Annotated in this window: 15 protein-coding genes; 8 read left to right on the forward strand and 7 right to left on the reverse strand. The window is 75.6% G+C overall.

Features of this window, described 5'->3' with window-relative positions; translation table 11 throughout:
* Nucleotides 1–175 precede the first annotated feature (175 nt).
* Nucleotides 176–1,276 carry a zeta toxin family protein gene (locus KGD84_RS03590; protein ID WP_220564695.1) on the forward strand — a complete coding sequence of 367 codons (1,101 nt, stop codon included), beginning with the start codon at nucleotides 176–178 and terminating at the stop codon, nucleotides 1,274–1,276.
* Here the strand turns inward: KGD84_RS03590 and KGD84_RS03595 are convergent.
* A complete protein-coding gene (locus tag KGD84_RS03595) occupies nucleotides 1,261–2,202 on the reverse strand; it encodes a helix-turn-helix transcriptional regulator (protein ID WP_220564696.1) in 942 nt (313 codons plus the stop codon). The genes KGD84_RS03590 and KGD84_RS03595 overlap by 16 nt on opposite strands.
* A gap of 127 nt (nucleotides 2,203–2,329) precedes the next feature.
* Between KGD84_RS03595 and KGD84_RS03600 the strand changes: the two genes are divergently transcribed.
* Both KGD84_RS03600 and KGD84_RS03605 read left to right on the forward strand, forming a co-directional pair.
* Nucleotides 2,330–3,184, forward strand: a complete 855-nt coding sequence (locus KGD84_RS03600) for an NAD(P)H-binding protein (protein ID WP_220564697.1) — start codon at nucleotides 2,330–2,332, stop codon at nucleotides 3,182–3,184.
* A gap of 58 nt (nucleotides 3,185–3,242) precedes the next feature.
* Nucleotides 3,243–3,830, forward strand: coding sequence for an LURP-one-related family protein (locus tag KGD84_RS03605; RefSeq protein ID WP_220564698.1), 588 nt, complete (start codon nucleotides 3,243–3,245; stop codon nucleotides 3,828–3,830).
* Between the two features lie 22 nt (nucleotides 3,831–3,852).
* Here the strand turns inward: KGD84_RS03605 and KGD84_RS03610 are convergent, their stop codons facing one another.
* Nucleotides 3,853–4,803, reverse strand: coding sequence for a R2-like ligand-binding oxidase (locus KGD84_RS03610; protein ID WP_220564699.1), 951 nt, complete (start codon nucleotides 4,801–4,803; stop codon nucleotides 3,853–3,855).
* Between the two features lie 203 nt (nucleotides 4,804–5,006).
* Between KGD84_RS03610 and KGD84_RS03615 the strand changes: the two genes are divergently transcribed.
* Complete coding sequence (locus tag KGD84_RS03615) at nucleotides 5,007–5,243, forward strand: hypothetical protein (RefSeq protein ID WP_220564700.1); 237 nt, start codon at nucleotides 5,007–5,009, stop codon at nucleotides 5,241–5,243.
* Nucleotides 5,244–5,498: 255 nt separating this feature from the next.
* Here the strand turns inward: KGD84_RS03615 and KGD84_RS03620 are convergent, their stop codons facing one another.
* The 5 genes from KGD84_RS03620 to KGD84_RS03640 form a co-directional block, all read right to left on the reverse strand.
* Nucleotides 5,499–7,145, reverse strand: coding sequence for a DNA repair helicase XPB (locus KGD84_RS03620; RefSeq protein ID WP_220564701.1), 1,647 nt, complete (start codon nucleotides 7,143–7,145; stop codon nucleotides 5,499–5,501).
* Nucleotides 7,146–7,226: 81 nt separating this feature from the next.
* The gene (locus KGD84_RS03625) at nucleotides 7,227–7,628 is read right to left on the reverse strand and encodes a DUF4190 domain-containing protein (RefSeq protein WP_220564702.1); all 402 of its coding nucleotides are present in this window, start codon (nucleotides 7,626–7,628) and stop codon (nucleotides 7,227–7,229) included.
* 44 nt (nucleotides 7,629–7,672) lie between these two features.
* On the reverse strand, nucleotides 7,673–8,116 hold the full coding sequence (locus KGD84_RS33685) for a hypothetical protein (RefSeq protein ID WP_338151203.1): 444 nt from the start codon (nucleotides 8,114–8,116) through the stop codon (nucleotides 7,673–7,675).
* Nucleotides 8,117–8,257: 141 nt separating this feature from the next.
* Nucleotides 8,258–8,680, reverse strand: coding sequence for a hypothetical protein (locus KGD84_RS03635; protein WP_220564703.1), 423 nt, complete (start codon nucleotides 8,678–8,680; stop codon nucleotides 8,258–8,260).
* A 49-nt stretch (nucleotides 8,681–8,729) separates the two neighbouring features.
* A complete protein-coding gene (locus tag KGD84_RS03640; RefSeq protein WP_220564704.1) occupies nucleotides 8,730–11,192 on the reverse strand; it encodes a helicase-associated domain-containing protein in 2,463 nt (820 codons plus the stop codon).
* A gap of 255 nt (nucleotides 11,193–11,447) precedes the next feature.
* On the opposite strand from KGD84_RS03640, the gene KGD84_RS03645 reads away from it, so the two are divergent.
* The 4 genes from KGD84_RS03645 (at nucleotide 11,448) to KGD84_RS03660 (ending at nucleotide 17,103) form a co-directional block, all read left to right on the forward strand.
* Nucleotides 11,448–12,248 carry a hypothetical protein gene (locus tag KGD84_RS03645; RefSeq protein ID WP_220564705.1) on the forward strand — a complete coding sequence of 267 codons (801 nt, stop codon included), beginning with the start codon at nucleotides 11,448–11,450 and terminating at the stop codon, nucleotides 12,246–12,248.
* Nucleotides 12,249–12,607: 359 nt separating this feature from the next.
* The gene (locus tag KGD84_RS03650) at nucleotides 12,608–12,991 is read left to right on the forward strand and encodes a cold-shock protein (protein ID WP_220565502.1); all 384 of its coding nucleotides are present in this window, start codon (nucleotides 12,608–12,610) and stop codon (nucleotides 12,989–12,991) included.
* A gap of 189 nt (nucleotides 12,992–13,180) precedes the next feature.
* Complete coding sequence (locus tag KGD84_RS03655; protein ID WP_220564706.1) at nucleotides 13,181–13,936, forward strand: DUF3027 domain-containing protein; 756 nt, start codon at nucleotides 13,181–13,183, stop codon at nucleotides 13,934–13,936.
* A 101-nt stretch (nucleotides 13,937–14,037) separates the two neighbouring features.
* Nucleotides 14,038–17,103: a sacsin N-terminal ATP-binding-like domain-containing protein gene (locus KGD84_RS03660; protein WP_220564707.1), complete on the forward strand. Its 3,066-nt coding sequence runs from the start codon at nucleotides 14,038–14,040 to the stop codon at nucleotides 17,101–17,103.
* Nucleotide 17,104: the final 1 nt, after the last annotated feature.

The following is a 17,104-nucleotide window of genomic DNA, read 5'->3' on the forward strand; positions in this document are numbered from 1 at the left end:
CACGGGTCTGTGAGGTTCCCGGGACCCGTGCGTCCCCTGAGGCGCACGGGCCTCCCGGGGCCGCACGGCGTCCGGTACCGGCCGCCGAAACCGCCCACCGGCTCCGCGGGAACGCACTACGATCACCCTGTGTCAGCGGTAGCGGGGCCGCCACGGGCCCCGGAAGGGTGACGACATGGCGACGGACACGACCCCGGCCCCCGGGGCGCTCGAACCCGGGGCGGCCGCCCCGGCCGCGGAGCCCCGCCCGGCCTCCACGGCCTCTCCCCTCCTCGCGGAGAGCCCCACGGGAGGCGTCCCCCCGCAGACCGCGGACCGGCGGCTGGCCCGGGAACGCGTCTACAACCTGTTCAGCGCCGCCATCGGCGCCTGCACGGCCCGGGGCCTGCGCGACCGGGCCGCCGACCTGCTGGCACGGGAGGCCCGGCTGCCCTTCCTCTCCCCGGACGAGCTCGAACGCACCGCCGACGAGCTCGCCCGGACCCTGGCCGGGCTGCGCGCCGTCCCCGTCCCGGACACCGGCGACGAGGTGCGCCCGCTCTCCGGTGCCGACGCCGCCGACCTCTTCGACCTGGGGCTGCGCGACCGCCTCACCGGGAAGGCGCGCGAGCACCCGCGGCTGCTGCTGTTCGGCGGCCAGCCGGGCTCGGGCAAGTCCACCCTCCAGCGGCTGCTGCTGCCGGTGCTGCCCGAGGGCACCGTGAGCTACGACGGCGACGACCTGATGCGGCTGTCCCCGGACTACGAGAGGGCGATGCGCCGCGACGACCGGGCGGCCTCGCACGCGGTCGCCGCGCAGGTCGGGGTGCTGCACGCCCCCGCCATGGAGCACATCCGCTCCGGCCGGGCGGACGTGCTGTGCAGCCACCCGCTGGGGCGCGCCGACTGGGCGGCCGAATGGGTGCGGGGCTTCCGCGGGGCCGGCTACCGGGTGGAGGTCGCGTTCCTGGCCGTCCACGCCTCCGCCAGCGGGTTCGCGATCGCGGACCGCTACCGCCGCTCCCGCGAACAGCAGGGGTTCGGCCGCTGGCTGCCCGAGCACCTGCACGACCGCTTCTACCAGGGCGTGCCCAACACGGTCGAGTTCCTGGAGACCCACCGGCTCGTGGACTCCCTCTACGTCCTCTCCCGCGAGGGAGAGGTCCTCTACGCCAACCACCTGGACGCCGGCGGCGACTGGCGCGCGGAGCCCTTCGGACGGATCGCCCTGGAGGCGCAGCGCGGCCGCCGCGAGCTCTGGCACGAGGAGGACCCGGTGCCTCAGGGAGCCCCGTAGAGCCCGGCGAGCTCCGCGGCCAGCTCCGCGAGCCGCCGCCGGGCCGCCTCCGGGGCCAGGACCTCCACCCGGGAGCCCAGTCCGGCCAGCTGCGCCGCCACCACCTCGGGCGAGGGGCCGTCGGCCTCGAACCGCGTCCAGCCGTCGCCGTCGCGCCCTCCCAGGCGCAGCCGGCCGCCGAGGAGCCGGTCCAGCAGGGCGGCCGTCCCCGGCGCGGCCCGGCCCCGGACGGTCGCCGCCGCCATGCGCTCCTCCATCGGCCCGGCCAGCCCGCGCCAGGCGGCGGCGAGGTCGAACCCGGCGGGGGGCTCGAAGACCTCCCCGGTCCGCTCGACCGAGGTGACGCGGGAGACCCGGAAGGTGCGCAGCCCCCCTTCGGTGCCGGCGACGAGGTAGCGGGCGCCCGCCTTGGACACGAGCCCCAGCGGGTCCACCGCGCGCACGCGCGCCGCCCCGCCCGGGGAGGCGTATCCCAGCCGCAGCCGGGCCCGGTCCAGCACCGCCCGCTCCAGGTCGGCCAGGTGCGGACCGCCCTCCGCGGCGCGCGCCCAGTCCGTGCCGTCGTCCAGGCCCACCCGGGACGCGGCCTTGGCGTCCGTCCGCAGCGTCGAGGGCAGCGCCCGGACCAGCTTGCGCAGCGCCGTGCGCATCCGCGGCGTGTCCGACACCGGCCCCAGCAGCACGAACAGGGAGCGGATCTCCTCGGCGGTCAGCCCGGTCAGGTTCGTCCGGGCCCCGCCGACCAGCGTCCAGCCGCCGCCCCGGCCCTGCCGCGAGTACACGGGGACGCCGGCGGCCATGAGCGCCTCCAGGTCACGGCGCGCGGTGCGCTCGGACACCTCCAGTTCGGCGGCCACCTCGGCGGAGGTCACCCGCCCGCGCTCCTGGAGGAACAGAAGGGTCGCCACCAGGCGATCGGCTCTCATGTCCTCGATTCTCCTCCGGAAACCGGTCAGGAGATGACCGGTTAGGCGACCACGATGGTCTTCGACCGCGGCGGCGCACTTGCGCCGGAGCCTCCGGCCGGCCGCCGCGGAACGAGGGGGACACATCGTGATCGTTGTGACGGGAGCCACCGGGAACGTCGGCCGTCCGCTGGTCCGGGCGCTGGTCCGTGAGGGCGAGCAGGTGACGGCGGTGGCCCGCCGCCTCCCCGGCGCCGACCGGGTGGCGGGCGCGCGGTACCTGTCGGCCGACCTGGCCGACCCGGAGGGGCTGGCCCCGGCCCTGGAGGGCGCCGACGCGCTGTACCTGCTGGTCTCGGGGGCCGGGGAGGGCCTCGACCCCGACCGGATCCTCAAGGCGGCGGCCGGGGCGGGGATCGGCCGGGTGGTCCTCCAGTCCTCCCAGGCCGCCCGGACCCGTCCGGACTCGCCCTCACACGACCACCTCAGGGTGTTCGAGGAGGCGGTGCGGGGCTCGGGCCTGGAATGGACGGTCCTGCGGCCGGGCGGGTTCGCCTCCAACGCCTTCGCCTGGGCGGGCCCGGTCCGCGAGCGCCGCGAGGTCCGCTCCCCGTTCGGGGACGTGGGACTGCCGGTCGTCGACCCGGTGGACATCGCCGAGGTGGCGGCCCGGGTGCTGCGGGACGGCGCCCACTCCGGGCGGGCCCTGGAGCTGACCGGCCCGGCGGCGGTGACCCCGCGCGAGCGGGCCGGGGCCATCGCGGACGCCGTCGGCGCACCGGTGCGCTTCGTGGAGCAGACCCGGGAGGAGGCCCGGGCGGCGCTGCTGGAGTTCATGCCCGAGGTGGTCGCCGACGGCACGCTCGCCATCCTGGGCGAGCCCTCGCAGGACGAGCGGAGGGTGAGCCCCGACGTGGAGCGGGTGCTCGGCCGCGCCCCGCGCGCCTTCGCCGAGTGGGCGCGGGACAACGCCGCCGCGTTCGGGGGCCCGGCGGGGGATTGACCGGTTCCGGTCCCGCCCGGCCCGGGCGGGACCGGAACGTACGCCCTAAAGTGCCCGCATGGACTTCTTCTCCGCGAACCCCCTGCTGGTGAGGCAGCCGAAACGCTTCCTCGTCGACGAGTCCGAATACCACTGCTTCGACGGGCACGGCCGGCGGCTCGCGCACGTCCGGGAGGAGGGCCTGGACACCGGCAGGCGGATCGCCCGCCACCTGGCCGCGTCCTACGGGGTCTCCTCCAACCGCCGGGTCGTCGTCCACGACGGCCGCGGCCCGCGCCTGGTCATCGAGAAGCAGTGGTCGTGGATGACCGCCACGACCACCGTGCAGTGGCCGGACGGGCGGCCGGTCGGCAGCATCGAGCAGGACGTGGCCTTCTTCAAGGCGAAGTTCGGCCTGCTGGACCCGTGGAAGCGGCCGCTGGGGTCGATCGAGGGCGACTTCCTCGCCCGCGACTTCCGGATCAACGACACCGGCGGCCACGAGGTGGCCCGGGTGGACCGGCGCGTCCCCGACCTGGGCGAGCTGTTCACCTCGGCCGACTCCTACGCCCTGCACCACCGCTACCCGGCGCTGCCCGAACCGCTGCGCACCATGGTGGTCGCCTCGGGCATCGCCATCGACCTGGTGCTGCTGGAGGGGCGCTGACCGCGGGGCCGGGCCCCCGCCCTCACAGCCTCTCCATCGCCGCCCGGTCCTCCTCGCCGAACTCCTCCTCCAGGCGTTCGGGGGAGGCGTCCAGGTCGATCCGCGCCACGGGCACGCCGCGGGCGGACTCGATGGCGCCCAGGCGGCGCAGCGCCCGGTCGGAGGCGTAGCGCACCAGCTCGCCCGGGGGCAGCTCGTACCTCGCGCTCTCGGGGGTGGCCTCCGAGGCGCTCTCGCCCCGCTCGACGGTGGACATCACGTGCGGCAGCAGCTCCTCCAGGCGCTCGCTCACCACCGCCCAGTTGGAGTCGTCGGCGGCCACGTGTCGGCGGCAGGTGAACGTCCCCCACGCCATGTGGCGGCGCTCGTCGTCGCCGATCCGGCGCACGATCTCCCGCATCCCGGGGAAGATGTCGCGCACGGTGCAGATGTGGTTCCAGGCGTAGTACCCGGTGAGCGCCAGGGAGCCCTCGACGATGTGGTTGTAGGTGACCGAGGCGCGCACCTGGTTGCGCGGGCTCGGGTCGTCCAGCAGCGCCTCCAGGGAGGAGGGCAGCTCCTCGTAGAACAGCGCCCGGTAGCCCGGGTTCTCCTCCACGTACCCGTGCAGGTCGTCGTACACGCCGACGGCGTCCAGCCACAGCCGGAACGCCTGGACGTGCTTGGCCTCCTCGAACGCGAACTGGGTCAGGTACATCTCGTCGCCCAGCCGCCCCTCGGCGGCCATCGCGCGCAGGAACGGCTGGAGGTCCTCGGTGACGGCCTCCTCGCCCGCGGCGAAGAACGCGCACAGCCGCAGGATGCGCTTCTGAGCGGCCTCGCCGATGGTCTTCCAGTCCTCGGCGTCCCTGCTCAGGTCGATGGAGGCGGGGTCCCAGAACCTGGCGTTGCCCTTGACGAACAGCTTCAGGGGCAGCGATTCCCAGTTCAGGCCGCCGTTGCTCAGGGAGTGGAAGCCGGTGCGGTCGGACACGGGTGGACCTCCGAGGGGGTGCCGGGGGGCTCTCTCCCGCCCATGATTGGACACGAAGCGGGTTCGTGTAAAGAGGGGCGGTGGTCCAGATCACGAAAACCGCGCACCCCGGATACGGTCGGCATGGACCGGTCTGGGGTCTCCGCCGAAACGGTACGGTCGGGGTGTCCCGTCCGCACTGAACGATCCGATCGGGGTACGACGTGTTCTGTGGTGATCCCGGCACCTCCGGCTACACCGCCTGTGCCGCCCAGACCCAGCTCTTCTCGCTGGCCTCCGCGATCCCCGCACTGCTCGGCCTGGCCCTGCTGGTCGCCGCCTTCGCCGCCCCGGGGGTGCGCGACGACCGCGCGCTGCGCACCCGGACCCTGACCTACTCCCTCATCGCCTGGGCCATCGCCGCCGGGACCTACGTCATCGGCGGCCTGCCCTCCTTCTAGGGGTGCTCGGCGGACGCCCCCGCGCGGTCCGGCGGATCCCCCGCAGGACGACGGGCCCCGGGCGGCCCGGGGCGCGGGGCGGAATGATCCACCGGACACGCCCTCGCCGGGCGGACCCCCGCTCCGGCCCGCCGCCGCCCTCTGCAGACGGCCCGCTCCCGTCGGCGTCCCCGGGGGACGGCCGACACCGCGCGGACCCCCGCGGTGCGGGGGAGCACCCGGGAACGGGCTCCGGACCCGGGCCGCCCCGCCCCCTCAGACCTCGCCGCCGGCCAGGATGTCGGCGGCGTCGGTGATCCGGTAGGCGTACCCCTGCTCGGCCAGGAACCGCTGCCGGTGCGCGGCGTAGTCCTGGTCCAGGGTGTCGCGCGCGATCACCGCGTAGAACCGCGCCGACCGGCCGTCGGACTTGGGCCGCAGCACCCGGCCCAGCCGCTGCGCCTCCTCCTGTCGGGACCCGAACGACCCCGACACCTGGATCGCCACACCGGCCTCGGGCAGGTCGATCGAGAAGTTGGCGACCTTGGATACCACCAGGGTCCGCAGCTCCCCGGACCGGAACGCGGCGAACAGCCGCTCCCGCTCCGCGGTGCGGGTCTCGCCCTTGATCACCGGGGCGCCCAGCGCCTCGCCCAGTTCGTCCAGCTGGTCGATGTAGGAGCCGATCACGAGCACCTGCCCGTCGGCGTGCCGCTCCACCAGCTCCCGCACCACCGCCGTCTTGGCCTCGGAGGACGCGCAGAACCGGTAGCGGTCCTCCGGCTCGGCCGTCGCGTACGCCAACCGCTCGGACTCCGACAGGTCCACCCGCACCTCGACGCAGTCCGCCGGGGCGATCCAGCCCTGGTTCTCCATGTCCTTCCACGGGGCGTCGTACCGCTTGGGCCCGATGAGGGAGAACACGTCGCCCTCGCGGCCGTCCTCGCGCACCAGCGTCGCGGTCAGCCCCAGCCGCCGCCGGGCCTGGAGGTCCGCGGTCATCCGGAAGATCGGCGCGGGCAGCAGGTGCACCTCGTCGTAGACCACCAGGCCCCAGTCGCGGGCGTCGAACAGCTCCAGGTGCGTGTACACGCCCTTCCGCTTGGCCGCCATGACCTGGTAGGTCGCGATGGTGACCGGCCGGATCTCCTTGCGGGTGCCCGAGTACTCGCCGATCTCGTCCTCGGTGAGCGTGGTCCGCCGCAGCAGCTCGGCCTTCCACTGGTGCACCGACACGGTGTTGGTGACCAGGATGAGCGTGGTCGCGCCGGTCATCGCCATCGCGGCGGCGCCCACCACGGTCTTGCCCGCCCCGCAGGGCAGGACCACCACGCCCGAACCGCCCGCGTGGAAGCCCTCGGCGGCGGCGCGCTGGTAGTCGCGCAGCTCCCAGCCGTCCTGGACCAGGTCGATCCTGTGCGCCTCGCCGTCGACGTACCCGGCCGCGTCCTCGGCGGGCCAGCCGATCTTGAGCAGCGCCTGCTTGAGGTTGCCGCGCTCGCTGGGGTGCACCGCCACGGAGTCGTCGCCGAGCCGCTCGCCCAGCATGCCCCTGAGCCGCTTGGAGCGGACCACCTCCTCCAGCACCGGCCGGTCGGAGGAGCGCAGGACGAGCCCGTGCACCGGGTCGCCCTCCAGCCGCAGCCGTCCGTAGCGGTCCATGGTCTCGGCGATGTCCACCAGCAGCGAGTGCGGCACGGGGAACTTCGAGAAGCGGATCAGGGCGTCCACGACCTGCTCGGCGTCGTGCCCCGCGGCGCGCGCGTTCCACAGCGCCAGCGGGGTGATCCGGTAGGTGTGCACGTGCTCGGGGGCGCGCTCCAGCTCCGCGAAGGGGGCGATGGTGCGGCGGCACTCGTCCGCGGACTCGTGGTCGACCTCGAGCAGGAGGGTCTTGTCGGACTGGACGATCAGGCAGGACACACGGAACCTTCCGTCGGGAGGCGGGCGTCGGGAGGGGGCGGCCCCAGGTGCAACACCCCGGGGGCCCCGATCATGCCCGGGTCAGGCCGACGAGGCGATGGCGAACACCACGAGGGCGATGTAGCCCACGATGATGACGCCGAGGATCCCGAAGTTGATCCACACCGAGAGCCAGGCGTTCTTGGTCAGCCGCTCCCCGCGCTCGGGGTCGTACTTCTCGCCGAGGGCCAGGGCGCCGAACACGATGCCGGGGATCGCGGTGACGCCGCAGCACAGGACCAGCTGGACGCACGACAGGATCAGCGCCGTGATGGCCCGGCCCTCGTGCTCGGGCCTGGGCGGCGGAGGCGTGTAGCCGTAGCCGGGCGCCGGGCCGTAGGGGCCGCCGCCGTAGTGGCCGGAGGGCCGGCCGTAGGGGTCGTGGCCGGGGGCCGAGTAGCCCCCGGTCGCGTCCTTGTAGGGGTCGTACGGGTTGTCGCTCATGGGGAGATCCTTCGAGGGGGAGGGGCCGTGGCGGCGGGACCGGCTCAGTAGCCGAGGGTCAGGGCCATCACGAAAACGAACAGGACGACGATGATCACGGGCACGCCCAGCAGGCCGTAGGCCAGGTTGCAGGCCCAGGTGTACCGCAGGTACCGCTCGACCTCGGGCGCGTCGGGGACCTTGGTCAGCGCCACGATGGCGAGGGCGATCCCCGGGATGTTGGCGCCCAGGAGCAGGAACCACAGGCCCAGGTAGGCGCCCAGCAGCGGCGGGGCCAGTGACAGGACCGCCACCACCAGGGCGGCGACCGTGCCGCCCACCCGGGCGGGCGGGCCCGTCGGGGCCGGGGCGGCGGCCGGGTGGACGGGGGGAGGGGCGTACGCGGCGGGCGCCGCCGGTGCGGCGGCGCGCACGGGGGCGGCCGGGCGCAGGGCCCCGCCCTGCTCCCGCTCCCAGAAATCCCTGGGACCCCCGGATCTCCCCGGCATGCGCTCCCCCTCCCGCGGGCCCTCGGCCCTCCCGACCACAGGTGTACCCGCCCGTACCCGGTGGGACGCGGGGGACCCGGCGGAGGTTCCCCGCCCCGCGGCCACGGTGCGGTCCCGGCTCGGAGCCGGGTCAGTAGTGGGTCAGTAGTTGGTCACCGGCACGATGCCCTGGATCCACGACCCGCTCTGCGTGAACACCACGAAGGTCAGCACCAGCATGACGAACAGCATCACCCCGGCCGCCCCCAGGCAGTACCAGGAGTACCGGGTGAGCATCTCGGCCCGGCCGGGCAGCCCGCGGTCGCGGGCGTGGGCGGCCCGGATCGCGAACACGATGCCCGCGACGCCGAAGATCCAGTTGCCGCAGCACAGCAGCGTGAACGCGTGCAGGATCAGCGCCATCGTGGAGCTGTTCGCCGCGCCGGAGGCGGACGGGCCGGGCGCGCCCCCCTCCCCGCGCGCCGGAGCGGGGTCCGCAGCCCGGCCGCGCCCGCCGTCGTGCCCGTCGTCGCGGCCGTGCTCACGGGGGGACGAGGCTCCGGGGGGCAGGGACGCATTGCTCATGGGGGTGTCTCTCGCTTGTCCGAGGGCCGACTGGCAACCGCGTCCCAGCCTACGGCGTGCCGCCCCGATCGTCCTCCTCCAGCTCGGCCACGGCGGTGATCCGGTGGACCGCGAAACGCTGCACCGCGCCCCGGGTCTCGTCGTGGGCGGTGACGAACCCGCCGTCGACCGACGAGGGGCCGATGATCCGGCCGCCCTGGCGGCCGTCGGTGTCGGTGTAGCCGATCCACAGGCGCCGCCCGGCCGCGGCGGCCCCGGACAGCGCCTCCAGCACCGCCGCCGCCCGGGAGCCGGGCGGGCCGTCCTCGGGCAGGGGGACCGCGCGGCGGGCCGCGATGGCGGCCTGGTCGCCGGCCCGCACCGCCCGCACGATGTCGCGCAGCCGCTCGGCGTCGGGGGCGGCGGACGGCGGCTCGGGCGGGACCTCCACGGGCTCGGCGCGGCGCGCCTCGGGGCGGGAGAGCCGCATGGCCCCGTCCCCGCCCTCGGCGACGGGGTGGTGGCCGAGCCTGCGCAGCCCGTCCACCAGCGCCGCCCGGCCCACCCCGGCGGCCACCACGGTCGGCGCCAGCCGCACCAGCCCCAGCGCCTCGGTGCGCCGGTCGCCCATGACCTCGTCCAGCAGGGCGGGCTCGTCACAGCGCAGGTAGGAGGAGGCCGTGCCGGCGCGCAGCCGTCCGTGCCGCCGCCCCACGTCGGACACCAGGTACCGAAGCGCCTGCGGCAGGGGGGTGCGCGAATGGCGTTCCAGCAGGGTGAGGATGTCGGCGATGCCGCGTCCGGCGTCCAGCCCGCGCCGCACCGAGTCCTCGGTGAACCGGTACACGGTGGCGCCGCCGGTGGACTCCACGTCCGCGACCAGCGCCAGCTCCCGGGCCAGCTCGGCGACCAGCGGGCCGGGGGCGACGGCGGTGAGGTCGCCCTGCACCAGGACGTGGTCCAGGGGCCGGGGCAGGTACCCGGCCAGCAGCCCGGCGGCCGCCTCGGGGTCGCCCTCCAGCAGCGGGCGGACGTACCCGGCCAGAGCGCCCCGGCCGGTGAACCCCAGCGCGGCGGCCTCCGCCCCGGCGGTCTCCACCAGCTCGGTGTACACGGGCGAGCGGCGGCGCGGCCGCCGCCAGGAGAGGCGCGCCGACAGCGACCCCGCCGCCGGGGAGAACCCGGGCTCGGCGGTGGCCAGCTCGGCGAGCAGGTCGCGGCGGGCCTGCGGGGCCGCGGGGCGGGCCAGCCCGGGGCCGAGCACGTTGCGCACCCGCCCGCCGGAGTCCCGGGAGCCGCTCAGCGCGGGCACCCGGTCGGTGTCCAGCCACGCCTGCGCCAGGCGCAGCCAGCGGCGCTCGGGCGGGCTCTCCCGCCACAGGTCGTACTCGCGGGTGGGCAGCCACTCGCCCTCCACGCGGTCGTCGGCGCCCAGCAGCCCGGCGGCGTGGGCGACCTCGACGAGCAGCGCGGCGGTGGTGTCGTCGGTGTCCATGGTGCGCGCGGCCCGGCGCAGGTCCCGCACGCCCAGGCCGCCGTTGCGCAGCACCGCGGCCGGCTCGCCGGACCAGGACTCCAGCAGCTCCTCGACGGCGCGCAGCACCGTGAACGCCTGCCCGGCGGCGAACCGGGTCACCCCCTCGGGGTCGTGGGCCGTGCCCGCGAACTCCGGGGGAGCGGCCGCGACCTCGCGGAACAGCGTCCCCGAGCGCAGGTGCGCCCCCACCTCCCGGGGCAGCGTGAGCGTGTCGTCGCCGCTGGGCAGCAGCAGGGCGCGGGCCAGCAGCTCCTCCACCGGCGACCCGGCGTCGGCCAGCCCGACGTCGCGGCGGGCGTCGGTGACGGTGCCGTGCGGCGGACCCCAGGTCATCCCGTCCAGCAGGCGGCGGGCCTGTTCGCCGACCTGGGACAGCAGGGTGTCGAGCCCGGCGGGGTCGGACAGCAGGCGGGCCAGCGCCTCGACCGGCGCGGACGCGGAGGAGTCGGGGGCCAGGTCCCCGGCCAGCCGCTTGAGGCGGCCGTGCGGCAGCGCGGCCAGCAGCACCCGGGCGGGCGGGCCCAGCCGCGCCGGGGCCGGCAGCAGGTCGCGCAGCACCTGGACGGGGCGCAGCCGGTCCCGGTCGGGCCAGACCAGCGCCGAGCGCAGCAGGCCGTCCAGGGCGGCCGCGACGGCTTCCCGGACCTCCCCGCCGTCACCGGCGGGCTCCAGCGCGGCGGTGAGCCCGGCGGCGGTGACGCCCACGGGCTCGGACATCCGGTCGTCGCCCAGGGCGACGACGGCCTCCAGGACTTGGAGGGTGAAGGAGTCCAGCCCCTCCAGGGCCCGCAGGACGGTGTTGCGGGTGGTGGCCCGGGCGGCCAGCGAGCCGATGCCGTCGGGGACGGGGCGGCCCAGGTCGGGGCGGGCGGACAGCAGGGCGGCGAGCTCCTCGTCGGAACGCTCGCGCAGCCAGGAGGTGAAGGTCGGGGGGCGGCCCGGCCCGGCGGTCCCCGTGTCCGGTCCGTGCAGGTCGGGAGGTGCGTTCTCGGTCATCACCGTCAACGCTAGGCGATACCTGTGACGAGGTGGGAGACCCGGGGACGAGAGAAGCGTCCCGGTTCCGCGGGCCGGTCCGGGAGGGGACGGGAGCGGTCACGGGCACGCCCCGGGGAACCCCGGTCACGGACTCCCCCCGCGCCCCCGGGAACGCGCCCGTTTCCGCGTGACAGGCCGTATACGGTCCGAATCAGACGACCGAAATAGGAAAGGGGGCTTAAAAGGCAGGTCATCCTCCGTCACTATGGGGGCATGACCCAGCGCTCGGAACAATTGGTACTCGACTATCTGTCCGAGGTCGGCTTGGTCCTGCACGGTCGGCTGACCGCCAGGGAAAGGACCGCCTACCTCACCTCCGTGCGCGCCCGGATCGACGCGCGCCGGGCCGCGGCCCCCGACGACGGCGTGGACGCCGTCCGCGACATCCTGCTGAGCCTGGGGTCCCCCGGGGACCTGGTGGAACGGGAGCTCGCCGGCCGCGACCTCGACATCGAGGACGAGGAGCTCATCCCGCCCCGGCCCCGGCACGCCGACCGGCCGCCGCCGCCCTGGCGGGGCGGCCCCAGCCGCGGGATCATGGGCCTGCTGGAGGGGCCCGGCCGCACCGAGATGCGGCTGGAGCGCGGCGGCCGCCGGGGCGGGGCCGGACGCGAGGCCGGCGCGCTGCGCGGGCTGGTGCTGTGCCTGCGCCACCACCCCGCCGAGATGGCCGCCCTGGCCCTGCTGCTGGCCACCGTGCCCTGGGGCTGGGGGCTGTCCTTCCTGTGGGTGCTCGGTGTCGCGTTCGTGGTGCTCAGCCGGGTGTGGAGCGCGAAGGACAAGTGGCTCGCGGTGCTGGTGCCGCTGCTGGGCTGCCTGGCGGGCATGGCGCTGTGGAGCGGAGAGGCCGACTTCGTGGACCAGTACGTCCAGCACTCCCTGGCCGACTACGGCGTGATCGGGCTGGGCCTGGCCTCCCTCGTGTCGGTCGCCTACCTCTACCCGCGGACCGCCCGGTCGGCGCGGGTGGCCGAACGGCAGCGCGCCTCCGCGGGGCCCGCCGGTCATCGGTAGGCAAAAGCAGGGGAATAACCTTTTCCGGTCGGCCCGTTACCGCGCGTTCCGGCATGTGATCTCGGGTACCCAAGGGTGTACACCGCCGTTCTCGCTTCGGCGGCGGCCATGTCGGTGAGTCGGCCCGGCGTCCAGCCCGGTCTCCACACCACGTTCCCGGCGGCCCGGCATCTCCGCCGAGTCCCGTCCCGTACTCCGCACCCGCGGGGAGGGGCCGCCGGAACACACGAGGCCCGGATGAGCCGCATCCGGGCCTCGTTCCGTGCGCCGGGGGCGGTTTTTTCCCTCGCCTTCCGTCACCACCGGGCATTAGCCTGGCATTCAGGCTGACGGCAACGAGTGAAAGCATGAGGTCCTACGTGCCCACCGGCAAGGTCAAGTGGTACGACGGCGGCAAGGGTTTCGGTTTTCTCACACGCGACGACGGTGGAGAGGTCTTCGTCCATTCCACCGCACTGCCCCCCGGCACCGAAGCGCTGCGCCCCGGCCAGCGGGTCGAGTTCGGGGTGGCCGAAGGACGCAAGGGCGCCCAGGCGCTCCAGGTCAAGCTGCTGGACGCCCAGCACTCGGTGGTCAAGGCCCGGCGCAAGAAGCCCGAGGAGATGGTGGTCATCACCGAGGACCTCATCAAGCTGCTCGAAGGACTCTCCAACGGGTACCGGCGCGACCGCCACCCCGACCGCCGCGAGGCCGCCCGTGTCGCGGCCGTGCTGCGGGTCGTCGCCGACGACCTGGAGGCCTGATCCCCCGGTGCGCAGCGGCCCCGGCCCTCCGGCCGGGGCCGCTCCGCGTTCCCAAGGGCCCACCAAGAGGGTGTATCGGACGAACCTTGACCCGCGTTGTGGTCAAATCGGTGCCGTGGATCAGTGAGAATGGGGGACGTGAGCCCTTCTCGACGTTCTCCTGTACCCGACAAGGCGTGTATCGAGGCGGTGGACCTGGCCCGCTCGGTGGCCGCCGAGGTCGGGCGACCCGAGTGGGTGGGTGAGCACCTCGCTCCCCAGGTCGAGGACACCCGTCTGATCACCCACTACTTCACCTGCCTCGACCCGGCGTACCCCGGCTGGACCTACGCCGTCACCGTGGTCCGCGCATCGCGCGCCAAGGAGGTCACGGTCAACGAGGTCGTGCTGCTCCCCGGCGAGGGGGCCCTCGTCGCACCCGAGTGGGTGCCCTGGAAGGAGCGGCTGCTCCCCGGCGACCTCGGCCCCGGCGACCTGCTGCCCACCGACGAGGACGACGAGCGCCTCGTGCCCGGCTACGCCCAGGTCGCCGACAGCGAGCTGGACGAGGAGGGCGTGGACCGGCAGATGGTCTGGGAGCTGGGCCTGGGCCGCAAGCACGTGCTCTCCGAGACCGGCCGCGAGCAGGCCGCCGAGCGCTGGTACAACGGCGAGGCCGGGCCCCGCGCGCCGATCGCCGAGGCCGCGCCCGCCCGCTGCATCACCTGCGGCTTCATGACCCCGCTCGCCGGGGAGCTGCGCCAGATGTTCGGTGTGTGCACCAACGGGTTCGCGCCCGACGACGGCCGCGTGGTCTCCCTGGACCACGGCTGCGGCGCCCACTCCGAGGTCCGCATGCCGCAGTCGCGCAACGAGCCGGTCGCCCCCGTCGTCGACGAGGTCGGCTACGACCACATCGTCTTCGACGACACCGCGGAGCTGGAACTGGTCTCCTCCGACTCCTGACGGCCCGGCCCGGGCACGTCCCGACACCCGCCCGGCGAAGGGTGGGCTAGGGTCTGATGTGCATCGTGCCGGGCCGTGCCGGCAGCCAGGAGGGACCGTCAATGGCCGAGCCGCTCGCCACCGGGATCGACCCCTACGACACCGCCGAACTGCGCCGCCGCGTACTCGCGGCGTGGGCGGACGCCCCCGCCCGGTTCCGCGAGGACGCCAACGCCGAGGAGGACTTCGCCCTCGGCGGGTACCGGGACCGGGTCGTGGTCGAACTGGCCCAGAACGCCGCCGACGCCGCCCGCCGCGCGGGCGTCCCCGGCCGGCTGCTGCTGTCACTGGAGGGCCGCCGCCTCGTCGCCGCCAACACCGGGGCCCCGCTCACCGCGGAGGGCGTGGAGTCGCTGGCGACCCTGCGGGCCTCCACCAAACGCGGCGGGGACGACTCCGTCGGCCGGTTCGGGGTGGGGTTCTCCGCCGTGGCCGCCCTCAGCGACGACGTCACCGTGACCTCGGCCGGCGCCGCCGTCCGCTTCAGCGCCGACCTGGCCCGCGCGGCCGTGGCCGAGCTGCTGGCCGGGACCGGCCCCGACGGTCTGGCCGCCGAGATCGAGCGCCGCAGCGGGCACGTGCCCATGCTGCGCCTGCCCTTCGCCGCCGACGCGGCCGCCGGAGGCGCGGCGGACACCCGGGACTACGACACCGTCGTCTCGCTGGAGCTGCGCGACGACACCGCCCGGGAACGGGTGCGCGACCTGCTGTCCGGGACCGGCGAGGCCCTGCTGCTAGCCCTGCCCGGCCTGGCCGAGATCCGTGTCCTGGTCGACGGCGCCGAGCGCGTCGCCACCCGCCAGGCGAGCGGCGGGGACCCGGTCACGACCCTGCGCGACGCCGAGGGCACCCGCACCACCCGCTGGCACACCCTCACCCGCACCGGGGAGTTCGACCCGGCCCTGCTCGCCGACCGGCCCACCGAGGAGCGCGGCCGCACCGCGTGGTCGCTCACCTGGGCGGTGCCCGTGGACGACGGCGGCGGCGTGGCCCCGCTGCCGCCGGACGTGGAGCCGGTGGTGCACGCGCCCACCCCCACCGACACCGGGCTGGACCTGCCCGCCGTGCTCATCGGCACCTTCCCCCTGGGCAGCGACCGCCGCGCGGTGCAGCCCGGGCCGGCCACCGACCTGCTGCTGTCCGAGGCCGCCGAGGCCTACGCCGCCCTGCTGCGCCGGTTCGACGCGGCGGCCGCCCTGGACCTGGTGCCCGGCACCCGGGTGGGCGGCGGGCACGTCGACGCGGGGTTCCGCGCCCGGGTCGCCGAGCCCCTGCGCTCCACCCCGTTCCTGACCACCGAGACCGGGGCGCCGGTGGCCCCGCGCGACGCGGTGCTGCTGGACACCGGGGGAGCCGGGCTGTCCGCGGTCCTGGCCGAGCTGATCCCCGGGCTGCTGCCCGGTCGCCTCAACCCCCGCCACCCCGCCCTGGCGGCGCTGCGCGTCCACCGCCTGGGCTCCGCCGACATCGCCGACCTGCTCGCCGACACCGACCGGCCGCCGTCCTGGTGGGCGGGCCTGTACGCGGCGCTGGCCGCCGGGGCGGACACCGACGAGCTGGGCGCGCTGCCCGTGCCGCTGGCCGACGGTCGCCTGGTGCGCGGCCCCCGGTCCCTGCTGGTGCCCCAGGAGGGACCGGTCCCGATCGACGCCGAGGCCCTGGCCGCCCTGGGGGTGCGGCTGGTGCACCCCGAGGCCGTCCACCCGCTGCTGCTGCGCCTGGGCGCGGTGGAGGCGGGCCCGGCCGCGGTGCTGGCCGACGCGCGCACCGAGGCGGCGGTGCGCGGCTCCCTGGACGCCGACGACCCCGAGCCGCTGGCCGAGGCCGTGCTGGGACTGGTCGCCGCCTCCGGGACCACCGCGGCCGACCTGCCCTGGCTGGCCGAGCTGGCGCTGCGCGACGACGAGGACGGCTACTCGGTGGCCGCCGAGCTGCTCGTCCCCGGGGCCCCGCTGGGAGAGGTGCTGGCCGACGACGCCCCCTTCGGCACCGTGCACGCCGACCTGGTGGACCGGTACGGCACCGACGTGCTGCGGGCGGTCGGCGCGCTGTGGGAGTTCACCCTGGTGCGCGCCGAGGAGGCCGCCCTGGGCGAGGACGTCCTCGACGTGTTCGAGGAGGCCCCCGACGCCCTGGACGAGTGGGCCGACGAGGTCCTGGAGCGGGTGGGCGACCCCGAGCTGCCGCCGGTGGTCCCCGAACTGGTCTGTGTGGCCGACCTCGACTACGTGGCCGACGACCGCTGGCCGCAGGCCCTGGAGATGCTCTCCCGGGGCGCGCTGCGCGGGGCCGTGACCGAACCGGCCCGGGTGCTCCTGCCCGACGGCCGGGTGGCGGACGTGCCGTCCTACACCGCCTGGTGGCTGCGCACCCGCGCGCTGGTGGGCGGCGCCGCCCCGAACGAGCTGCGCGCCGCCGAGGCCGAGGCCGCGCTGACGGGGCTCTACGACGAGGCGCCCGCCGACGTCGACCCGGAGTTCGCCCGGGCGCTGGGTGTGCGCACCACCCTGGCCGAACTGCTGGCGGACCCGGAGGGCCCGGACGACCTGCTGGCCCGGCTGGCCGACCCGGAGCGGCATGTGGACCGGTCGGCGCTGCTGCGGATCTGGACGGCGCTGGCGGGGGTGGACGCCGACCTGGTCACCCCGCCCACGCGGGTGCGCGCCGTACTCGGCGGGGCGATCGTGGTGGCCGACGCGGAGGACGCCGTGGTGGTGGACTCCCCGGACCTGCTCCCGCTGTTCGCGGAGCGGCCGCTGATCCTGACCGCCGCTCCGGAGGAGCTGGCCGACGTGCTGGACCTGGAGCTGGCGAGCGAGTCGGTGGACGGGGAGGTCTCCGCGGGGGGCACGCTGCGCCAGGTGCCGGCGGTCGCCGACCTGTTCCTGGACCCCGAGGGGGAGCAGCCGGACCGTACCTATCTGCACCACGCGGAGCTCGTCGTGGACGGGGTCGAGGTGGAGTGGTACGCGGGGGACGGCGTCGTGCACGCCTCCACCAGCGACGGCCTGGCCCGCGCCCTGTGCTGGCGCGCCGAGCAGTGGGACCGCCGCCACCTGCTCGCGGCCGCGCTGCGCGAGCCGGAGGCGGCCCCGCTCCTGCTCGCCGAGGCCGACCTGGAGCAGTAGG

The sequence above is a fragment of the Nocardiopsis changdeensis genome (assembly GCF_018316655.1).
GTDB classification, from domain to species: Bacteria; Actinomycetota; Actinomycetes; order Streptosporangiales; family Streptosporangiaceae; genus Nocardiopsis; species Nocardiopsis changdeensis.

Bases quoted from the DNA above. Each gene is read 5' to 3' on its own strand.
- KGD84_RS03645 (WP_220564705.1), top strand. From the start codon at position 11,448: ATGACCCAGCGCTCGGAACAATTGGTACTCGACTATCTGTCCGAGGTC.
- KGD84_RS03625 (WP_220564702.1), bottom strand. From the start codon at position 7,628: ATGAGCGACAACCCGTACGACCCCTACAAGGACGCGACCGGGGGCTAC.
- KGD84_RS33685 (WP_338151203.1), bottom strand. From the start codon at position 8,116: ATGCCGGGGAGATCCGGGGGTCCCAGGGATTTCTGGGAGCGGGAGCAG.
- KGD84_RS03635 (WP_220564703.1), bottom strand. From the start codon at position 8,680: ATGAGCAATGCGTCCCTGCCCCCCGGAGCCTCGTCCCCCCGTGAGCAC.
- KGD84_RS03595 (WP_220564696.1), bottom strand. From the start codon at position 2,202: ATGAGAGCCGATCGCCTGGTGGCGACCCTTCTGTTCCTCCAGGAGCGC.
- KGD84_RS03605 (WP_220564698.1), top strand. From the start codon at position 3,243: ATGGACTTCTTCTCCGCGAACCCCCTGCTGGTGAGGCAGCCGAAACGC.
- KGD84_RS03660 (WP_220564707.1), top strand. From the start codon at position 14,038: ATGGCCGAGCCGCTCGCCACCGGGATCGACCCCTACGACACCGCCGAA.
- KGD84_RS03640 (WP_220564704.1), bottom strand. From the start codon at position 11,192: ATGACCGAGAACGCACCTCCCGACCTGCACGGACCGGACACGGGGACC.
- KGD84_RS03590 (WP_220564695.1), top strand. From the start codon at position 176: ATGGCGACGGACACGACCCCGGCCCCCGGGGCGCTCGAACCCGGGGCG.